An 8,519-nucleotide genomic window follows, 5' to 3' on the forward strand; every position below is an offset into this window, starting at 1 on the left:
GTCCAGGACAGGCCGAGGAGCACCGCCACGCCGGTGAGCACGGCCGGGGTGACCCACGCGGCACCCGTGAGCGCCGCGGCGTGATCCGGTGGTCCCCGGCCCGGCTGGTCACGGTGGGCGGGCTGCTCGGCGTCACCGCGGCGCTCACGGGTGCCGCGTGGGTCACCCCGGCCGTGCTCACCGGCGTGGCGGTGCTCCTCGGCCTGTCCTGGACGCTGCTGCACACCACCCTGCAGACCTGGCTGCCCCGGCTGCTCCCGGCGCACCGCCGGGCCACCGCCGCCTCGCTGCCGGCCACCTCGGGCGTGCTGGCGGGCGGCCTGGCCGTGGAACTGGCGGCCCCGCAGCTGCGGGCGGGCCGTACGGCCGGGGTGTTCCTCGTCGCGGCCGTGCTCTGCGCCCTGCTGACGGCCGCGGGCGCCGCACTGGCCCGCGGCTGGGCAACACGGCACGTCGTGGGGCGAGTTGCCGTAGTGCCGTCTGCCACTTCGCTATGTGCGCCGTCGGCGGGGGAGGGGCCTGGTACCGGCCAAACCCGGAAAACTAGACATGGGTTCGTCAGTTCGCGTGTCCGAATCGACCGCCGAAGGAGAGGAACCCCCATGAGCAGGCGCATCCTCGTCGTCCTGTCCGAGTACGGGTACTGGGGCGAGGAACTGATCGGCCCCCTGGAGACCTTCGACAAGGCGGGCTACCACGTCACCTTCGCCACTCCGACCGGCAAGCGGCCCGTGGCGCTGCCCCCGAGCATGGACCCCGACTACATCGACCCGCCGCTCGGGCGCTCCGTCACGACGCCCGAGATGGCGGCCAAGGTGAAGGCCGTCGAGGCCTCCGACCGCCTGGACCACCCGCTGGACCTGTCGTCCTGGCTGCCCGACCGTCCGTACCGTTCCAAGCCCTACTTCCTGCGTGACTGGGAGGCGTACAACACCCGCCTGGAGAAGGTCCAGGAGCAGATCGCCGACCGCTACGACGCGCTGCTCATCGTCGGCGGCAGCGGTCCGATCGTCGACCTCGCCAACAACTGGCGGGTGCACGACCTGATCCTCGCCTTCTACGCCCTGGACCGGCCGATCGCCGCCGAGTGCTACGGCGTCACCTGCCTCGCCTTCGCCCGCGACCAGGAGGACCGGCAGAGCATCATCCGCGGCAAGCACGTCACCGGGCACTGCATCGAGTACGACTACCTGGACGGCACCGGCTTCGTCGGCACCGACTTCAACATGGGCCCGCCGCCGTACCCGCTGGAGTACATCCTGCGCGACGCCACCGCCCCCGGCGGCGCGTACCACGGCAACTTCGGCAAGACCACCTCGGTGATCGTCGACTACCCCTTCATCACCGGCCGGTCCACCCCCGACTCCTACCTGACCGGCCAGAAGACGGTCGAGGTCCTGGAGAACGGCCTGCGGCAGTGGGGCTTCAAGGCGCAGCCGAAGGACTGACCGCGCCGCCGCGCACACCGACCGGACGACGAGAGGCGTGAGGACATGGACAGCAGGCCGGCCCGGGCAGCGTTCCTGGAGCAGTTGGCGGCCGACGGCGTCACCCATATGTTCGGCAACCCCGGCACGGTGGAGCAGGGCTTCCTCGACGAACTGCGCCACTTCCCGGACATCGAGTACGTGCTGACCCTGCAGGAGTCCGTGGCCGTCGGCATGGCGGACGGCTACGCGCGGGCCACCCGCCGTCCGGCCGTCGTCCAGCTGCACTCCGGAGTCGGCCTCGGCAACGGCATCGGCATGCTCTACCAGGCCATGCGCGGCCACGCCCCGCTCGTCGTGGTGGTCGGCGAGGCCGGACTGCGCTACGAGGGGCTGGAAGCGCAGATGCACGCCGACCTCGTCGGCATGGCGAAGCCGGTCACCAAGTGGGCCACCCGCGTGGTCGACCCGGACTCCACGCTCCGGGTACTGCGCCGCGCCTTCAAGGTCGCCGGCACCCCGCCGTACGGGCCGGTGCTGGTGGTGCTGCCGGCCGACGTGCTGGACCGGCCCACCAGCGAGGAGGCGGTGCCGGTGTCGTACCCCGACACCGCCTCCGCTCCGGACCCGGCGGCCCTGGAGCGGGCCGCGGGGCTGCTGGCCGGCGCCCGGCGGCCGATCGTGATCGCCGGGGACGGCGTCCACTTCTCGGGGGCCCAGCCGGAGCTGGCCCGGCTGGCCGAGATCTGGGGTGCCGATGTGTGGGGGGCGGACTGGGCCGAGGTCAACCTGTCCGTCGAGCACCCCGCGTACGCCGGTCAGCTCGGTCACATGTTCGGCGAGAACAGCCGCAAGACAACGGGCGCCGCGGACGCCGTGCTGCTGTGCGGCACCTACGCGCTGCCCGAGGTCTTCCCGGCCCTGGAGGGCGTGTTCGGGGAGGGCGTCCCGGTCGTCCACATCGACCTGGACACCGACGCCATCGCCAAGAACTTCCCGGTGGACGTCGGCCTGGCCGCCGACCCCAGGCGCTCCCTCGGGCTGCTCGCGGACCTGCTGGCCGAGCGGATGGGCGAGGCCGGCCGGGAGGCGGCGGCCCGGCGGCTGCGCGAGGCGGCCACGGCGCGCGCCCGCGGCCGGGCGGCCGACGCCCGGCGCGCCCAGGAGGCGGCGGCCGCACAGGACCTGCCGCACCTCGCGTTCGCCGAGGAACTGGCCCGTCTGCTGCCCGCGGACGCGGTGCTGTTCGACGAGGCGCTGACCGCCTCCCCGGACCTGTTCCGGCCGCTGCCGCCGACCGAGCCGGGCCACTGGCACCAGACCCGCGGCGGCTCCCTCGGCGTCGGCATCCCCGGCGCGCTGGGCGCGAAGCTCGCCCACCCGGAGCGCACGGTTGTCGGCTTCACCGGTGACGGCGGCAGCATGTACACCGTGCAGGCGCTGTGGACCGCGGCCCGCCACGGCATCGGCGCCAAGTTCGTGATCTGCAACAACGGGAGCTACAAGCTCCTGGAGGACAACATCGAGCAGTACTGGCGGGAACAGGGCATCCCCGCGCACGACCATCCGGAGATCTTCGATCTCTCCCGGCCCGCCATCGACTTCGTCGCCTTGTCGGCGTCGCTCGGCGTGCCGGCGCTGCGCGTGGAGAAACCGGGCGGGGCGGCCTCGGCGGTCGCCGAGATGCTGGCCCACCCGGGCCCGTTCCTGATCGACCTGGTGACCGGACGGGGGAAGGGACGGTAACCGTGCGACTGACGGGGCACAAGATCGCCGTACTGATGGAGAGCGACTTCTACGAACCAGAGATCCTGTACTACCGGCACCGCTTTCCCGAAGAGGGCGCGGAGATCCACTTCCTGTCCCGGCTGTGGGGCGAGCCCCGGCAGACCTTCACCGGCCACGAGCACCGGATGCCCTTCACGGTCACCCAGTCCTTCGAGGACGTCGACGAGTTCGCGCTGAAGGAGTTCAGCGCGGTCATCGTGCCGTCCGGCATGGTCGCCGACCGGCTCCGCTACACCGAGGACCCGCGGCGGCTGCCGCCCGCCGCGCTGTTCCTGCGCCGGGCGTTCGCCGACCCGGCCATCGTCAAGGGCATCATCTGCCACGGCATGTGGCTGGCCGCCCCGGTCGCGGGGATGGTCCGCGACCGGCGCGCGGTGGTCCACAACAACCTGCTCGGCGATCTGCGCAACATGGGCGGGGTCTACGTCGACGAGGACGTGGTCGTCGACGACGACCTGGTGACCGCCCGCACCGGTGACCACTGCCATCTGTTCGCCCGGCGGATCATCGATCTGCTCGCCGCCCGGCCGCACGGCTCACCGGCCCTGCGCGAAAACGATTCACCCGCTGTGGTGGCGCCGCGATGAGCGCCGCCACCCACCACGGGGCCGCGGTCGACGGCGCGCGCCGCCCGGCGCGCGCCACCCCGCGCGCCGCGGAGCCGGGACACCGCCGCGCCGAGACGCTGCTCCGCCCGCTGCTCCCGATCCTCACCCCCTGGCTGGCGACCCGCCGCTGGTACCAGGGGACCACCATGAGCGCCCTGCGCCCCGCCGGTGTCACGGTCATCGGCGGCGAGGGCCGGCCCGACCTCCTCGTCGCCGTCGTCGAGACCGGCAGCGGCACCGCCTACCAGCTGCTCCTCGGCATCCGGAGCGAACTGCCCCGGCGCCTGGAACCCGCCGCCATCGGCACGGTCCCCTACGGGCCGTGGGCCGGGCAGCGGCTCTACGACGCGGTGGCCGACCCGGCGCTGATGGGCGCCCTGCTGCGGGCCCTCGCCGGCCGCCGGGCCGGGCCCCTGCGCCTGGATCCGGCCGGCCGGCACCCGCTGCCGGTGGGCCTGGTCCCGCGCCCGCTGGCCGTCGACCAGAGCAACAGCGCGGTGGTGTACGGCGACCGGCTCCTGCTCAAGCTGTACCGCCGCCCCGAGCCCGGCCCGCACCCCGAGGTCGAGGCGCTGCGCGCGCTCACCGGCCAGGACTGCCCGCGCACCCCGCGGCTGCACGGCTCGCTGCACCTGGACGGGCTCACCCTCGGACTGGTCGAGGAGTTCCTGCCCGGCGCCGAGGACGGCTGGCGGCGCGCGGTCGCCCACGCCCGGGACCACCTCACCGCCTCCGCGGACCCGGACACCGGCCCCGGCCCGGCCGGCGGCTTCACCGCGGACGCCCAGGCGCTCGGCCGGGCCGTCGCCGAGACGCACGGCGCGCTCGCCCGGGCCTTCCCGCGGGTGCGGCTGAGCGCCGAGGACGTCGCCGCCGACGCGGCCCGGATGAAACGCCGGCTCACCGCCGCGGTGGCGGAGGTGCCGCAACTCGCCCGGCACCGCTCCCGGCTCGCCGCGCTCTTCGACGAGTACGGCAGGCTGGGCGTCCGGGGCTGCCCCGTCCTCGCCCAGCGCACCCACGGCGATCTCCACCTCGGCCAGGCCCTGTACACCGGCGGCGACTGGCGCCTGGTCGACTTCGAGGGGGAGCCGGCCACGCCCGCCGCCGAACGCGCCCTGCCCCAGCCGGTGCTGCGCGATGTGGCGGGCATGCTGCGCTCGTTCGACTACGCGGCCCGGGCGGCCCTGCTCTCGGCCGACCCGGAGAACGGGCCGGCCGAGACGGACACCGGCCCCGGCCGGCAGCTGAGCCGGCTGCGCCGGGCCGGCGCCTGGGCCCTGCGCAACCGCCGTGCCTTCTGCGCCGGTTACGCCGACGGCGGCGGCGAGGACCCGGCCTGCCGGTCCGCGCAGCTGACCGCCTTCGAGGCGGACCGGGCGGTGTACGAGGTCGTCTACGAGGCGCGGCACCGGCCGCACTGGCTGCCGGTGCCGCTCGCCGCGGTGCACCGGCTGGCGGGGGGCCGGGCGCACTGATGAGAACCGACGGGGGAGGGGGGGCCGGTGTGCCCGGACACCGGACCGGACTAGCTCTGGTGCTGCCGGGCCAGAGACCGCGCCGGGTCGTAGGACATCGGCATACCGGTGGCCACCAGGGCCTGGTCGTAGGCCTCCAGCGCCTCCTTGGTGCGGCCTTGGCGCTTCCACACGTCTCCGAGGTGGCGCCACTCGTGCGCCGTCTCGTACGACGGGGTGAAGTGCCGCAGCTGCCGGGTGGCCGCGTGCAGCGACTGGAGGCCCTCCTCCGTCTCGCCGCGCAGCAGGTGCAGTTCGGCGAGCCTGACCCGGGCCGCCACGGCCTCGAGCCGGGGCCCGGAACTGAGCAGTCCGAGAGCTCGGCGGGCGTGCACCGCGGCGTCGTCCCACTGGCCGAGCTGGGTGTGCGCGTCGGTGAGGGAGATCTCGCACTTGGCCTGCTCGACGGCGGTGCCGACCTCCGCGAGGCTCTGCCCGGCGTCCTCCAGCAGTTCCTTGGCACGGGCCGGGTCGGGGTGGTCGGACATCAGCTCCAGCCAGGCGACGTTCAGCTTCAGCATCGCCACGTGCCGCAGATTGTCGTCGTCGGACATCAGCACGAGGGCGCGCTCGGTGAGGGCCAGTGCCTCGCGGAGCTGCCCGCGCGAGAGGGCGACGAGTCCGGCGTTCCAGTACACGGACCCGCGGCCGGCCCGGCTGCCGTGCTGCTCCGCCACCGGGATGAGCTTCTGGGCGAGCAGATGGGCCCGGGTGAAGTCGCCCCGCAGGTAGTAGGAGGCGATGAGGGTGGCGCCCACCTGGATGTGGTCCACGGTGATGTCCAGGCCGAGCGCGTCCAGCGTGGCCAGGGCGCGCTCGCCGATCTCGATGCTGAGGGCGAGGTCCCCCATGTTGCGGTAGCAGCGGCTGAGCGCGACCGAGACCCGGCACCATTCGTCCGAGCCGGCCGCGAGCGCCGGTTCCTTGAGCAGTTCCTCCAGGACCGGGATCGCGGCCTCGATCCGGTCCAGCTTCTCCAGCGCTGCCGCCTGGCCCATACGGGTGCGCAGCAGCGTCGGCGGATCGAGCAGGTCGGGCTTGGCCAAAAGCTCGCCGAAGGACTGGAGCGCCGCTCCGTTGTCCCCGTTGCGCAGCGCCATTTCCGCGAAGGCGAGCTTCAGCCGCGCGTCTTCCAGGGCGTGATCGTCGTGCCCGGTCTTCAGGTGGTCCGGAGAACAGCCGAGTTTCCTGGCGAGGGTGGCGAGTACCGCGTCCGAGGGGGCCCTTTTGCCTGATTCGATGAGCGAGATGTAGCTCGCGGAGATATCGCTGGACGCGAGGTCCTGCTGCTTCAGGCCGCGCTTGACGCGAAGGTCCCGGATACGCTTGCCCACCTGGATCGGAGATGCGCTTGCGACATGATCCATATGGCTTCCCGGTGTGAGCGCATGACTTGAGATGTCATAGATCACGATACCAGCATGACTGGTCCACGCCAACGGGTTCGTGCATCTTTGCGGACGGCTGACAGAAAATCCACCGTTCCTCCCGTTCGGCATATGCCGCTACGGGAAAGGGAAATTCCGATTCCGTCGAATTATATTTTGCCGCCTAAAACTTGACTTGATCTGTCGAGTTGCATGACTATATGTGTCAGGAAAGACATTCCTATGAGGAGGGGGAAAAGGTGACGCCGAAGTCGCTCATAATTCTCGTGGCGACGCTTTTCATTGCCGGCCTCGCGTGCGGCGGATTCTACGTCGCAGCAGGTGGCGCGAAGCACGACACCGTCCGTCCCGTGACCGAGGGCATCTCGGGCGGCACCGGCTGCTGCTAGCCGGAGAATGGGCCCGCTGTCCGCCGGCCACTGAACCGCGGCGGGTCACCGCCGCTCCACGAGCCCAGCGGGAAAATGGCAGGCGATCCAGCGCCCACGTCCCGCGGAAATGTCCGGCACCCCCGGAACCTCCCGCTCGCAGCGCACCCGCTGCCCGCCCTCCAGCCGCGTGAACGCCGGGCAGCATGTCCGGAACCGGCACCCCGCCGCGCCCTCGCCGACCGCGAGCGGGCCGCCCCGCGGGACGGAGGACTCCGTCGGGACCGCGACCGCCGCCGGATCCGGGACCCGAACCGCCGCCAGCAACGCCCGGGTGTACGGATGACCCGGCCGCTCGAACACCTCGCGCACCCCGCCGGTCTCGACCACACGACCGGAGTGCAGGACCGCGACCCGGTCCGCGATGTGCCGCACCGCTCCCAGATCGTGGGAGACGAACAGACACGCGGGCCCGGGATCCTCCCGCAGCCTGCGCAGCAGGTCGAGAATCCCGGCCCGCACCGACACATCCAGCGCGGACACCGGCTCGTCGAGCAGCAGCAGCTCCGGCTCGACGGCCAGTGCGCGGGCGAGGGCGATCCGCTGCCGCTGCCCGCCGGAGAAGCGGTGCGGGTAGGCGGACGCGTCCCCGGGCCGCAGGCCCACCAGGCCCAGCACCTCCGCCACCCGCGCGGCCACCCGGTCCGCCGGCCACCGCTGCACCAGCAGCGGCTCGGCGACGATGTCACCGACCGGCAGCCGCGGGTCCAGGCTCGACATCGGGTCCTGCGGCACGTACTGCACCACGGCCCGCATCCGGCGCACCTCGGCACGGGAGAGCGTCGAGACGTCCCGGCCCAGGACCTCGATCCTCCCGTGCCGCGGCGCCGCCAGGGCCATCACCTCCAGCAGCGTGGTGGACTTCCCGGCCCCGGACTCCCCGACCAGGGCCAGCGTCTCCCCGTACCCGATCTCCAGGTCGACACGCTCCACCGCGCGCACCTCCTGCGCCCCGTCCCGTCGCCACCCGGCGGCCCGGGGCGCGGGGTACGACCTGGCGAGGCCGGTGATCCGGAGCACGGGCTCCCGCCCGGCGTCCCGCACCCGGGACGCCGGGCGGTGCGGTGCCGGGGGGAACAGCTCCGCGGCCGTACGCCGCTCGGCCTCGCCGCCGCGCCGACAGGCCGCCACATGGCCGTCGTCCCCGGAGAGCTCCGGCTCCGCGACCTCGCACTCCGCCTCCGCCAGCGGGCAGCGCGGCACGAACGCGCACCCGGGACCCGCCTCCCCGGGCGCCGGAGGAGCGCCCGGCATCGGCGTGGGCGGCACCTCCGTGTCGATCCGGGGCACCGAGCCGATCAGCCCCTTGGTGTACGGCATCCGGGGCCGCGCAAAGAGGGCGCCGGATGCCGTACACCAAGGG

At 73.2% G+C, this 8,519-nt stretch carries 7 protein-coding genes; 5 read left to right on the forward strand and 2 right to left on the reverse strand.

Going from position 1 to position 8,519, the window contains the following annotated elements; translation table 11 throughout:
- Positions 1-602: 602 nt before the first annotated feature.
- From CCN42_RS34960 to CCN42_RS34975, 4 genes are read left to right on the forward strand one after another with little or no spacing between them, the layout of a single operon-like run.
- On the forward strand, positions 603-1,448 hold the full coding sequence (locus CCN42_RS34960; protein ID WP_043506355.1) for a type 1 glutamine amidotransferase domain-containing protein: 846 nt from the start codon (positions 603-605) through the stop codon (positions 1,446-1,448).
- Positions 1,449-1,493: 45 nt separating this feature from the next.
- A complete protein-coding gene (locus tag CCN42_RS34965; RefSeq protein WP_086741411.1) occupies positions 1,494-3,173 on the forward strand; it encodes a thiamine pyrophosphate-binding protein in 1,680 nt (559 codons plus the stop codon).
- A gap of 2 nt (positions 3,174-3,175) precedes the next feature.
- Positions 3,176-3,802 (forward strand): DJ-1/PfpI family protein, encoded by a 627-nt coding sequence (locus CCN42_RS34970; protein WP_086741412.1) that lies wholly within the window; start codon positions 3,176-3,178, stop codon positions 3,800-3,802.
- Positions 3,799-5,301: a maltokinase N-terminal cap-like domain-containing protein gene (locus CCN42_RS34975; RefSeq protein WP_143662129.1), complete on the forward strand. Its 1,503-nt coding sequence runs from the start codon at positions 3,799-3,801 to the stop codon at positions 5,299-5,301. Before CCN42_RS34970 ends, CCN42_RS34975 begins: the two co-directional genes overlap by 4 nt.
- Positions 5,302-5,351: 50 nt before the next feature.
- Here the strand turns inward: CCN42_RS34975 and CCN42_RS34980 are convergent, their stop codons facing one another.
- Positions 5,352-6,674 carry a helix-turn-helix domain-containing protein gene (locus tag CCN42_RS34980; RefSeq protein ID WP_245877608.1) on the reverse strand — a complete coding sequence of 441 codons (1,323 nt, stop codon included), beginning with the start codon at positions 6,672-6,674 and terminating at the stop codon, positions 5,352-5,354.
- A gap of 293 nt (positions 6,675-6,967) precedes the next feature.
- Between CCN42_RS34980 and CCN42_RS42940 the strand changes: the two genes are divergently transcribed.
- Positions 6,968-7,117: a hypothetical protein gene (locus tag CCN42_RS42940; protein WP_158102178.1), complete on the forward strand. Its 150-nt coding sequence runs from the start codon at positions 6,968-6,970 to the stop codon at positions 7,115-7,117.
- A gap of 45 nt (positions 7,118-7,162) precedes the next feature.
- Here the strand turns inward: CCN42_RS42940 and CCN42_RS34985 are convergent.
- A partial coding sequence (locus tag CCN42_RS34985; protein ID WP_143662130.1) for an oligopeptide/dipeptide ABC transporter ATP-binding protein occupies positions 7,163-8,519 on the reverse strand: 1,357 nt, incomplete at its 5' end.

This window comes from Streptomyces glaucescens (assembly GCF_002154375.1).
Classification (GTDB): Bacteria; Actinomycetota; Actinomycetes; order Streptomycetales; family Streptomycetaceae; genus Streptomyces; species Streptomyces glaucescens.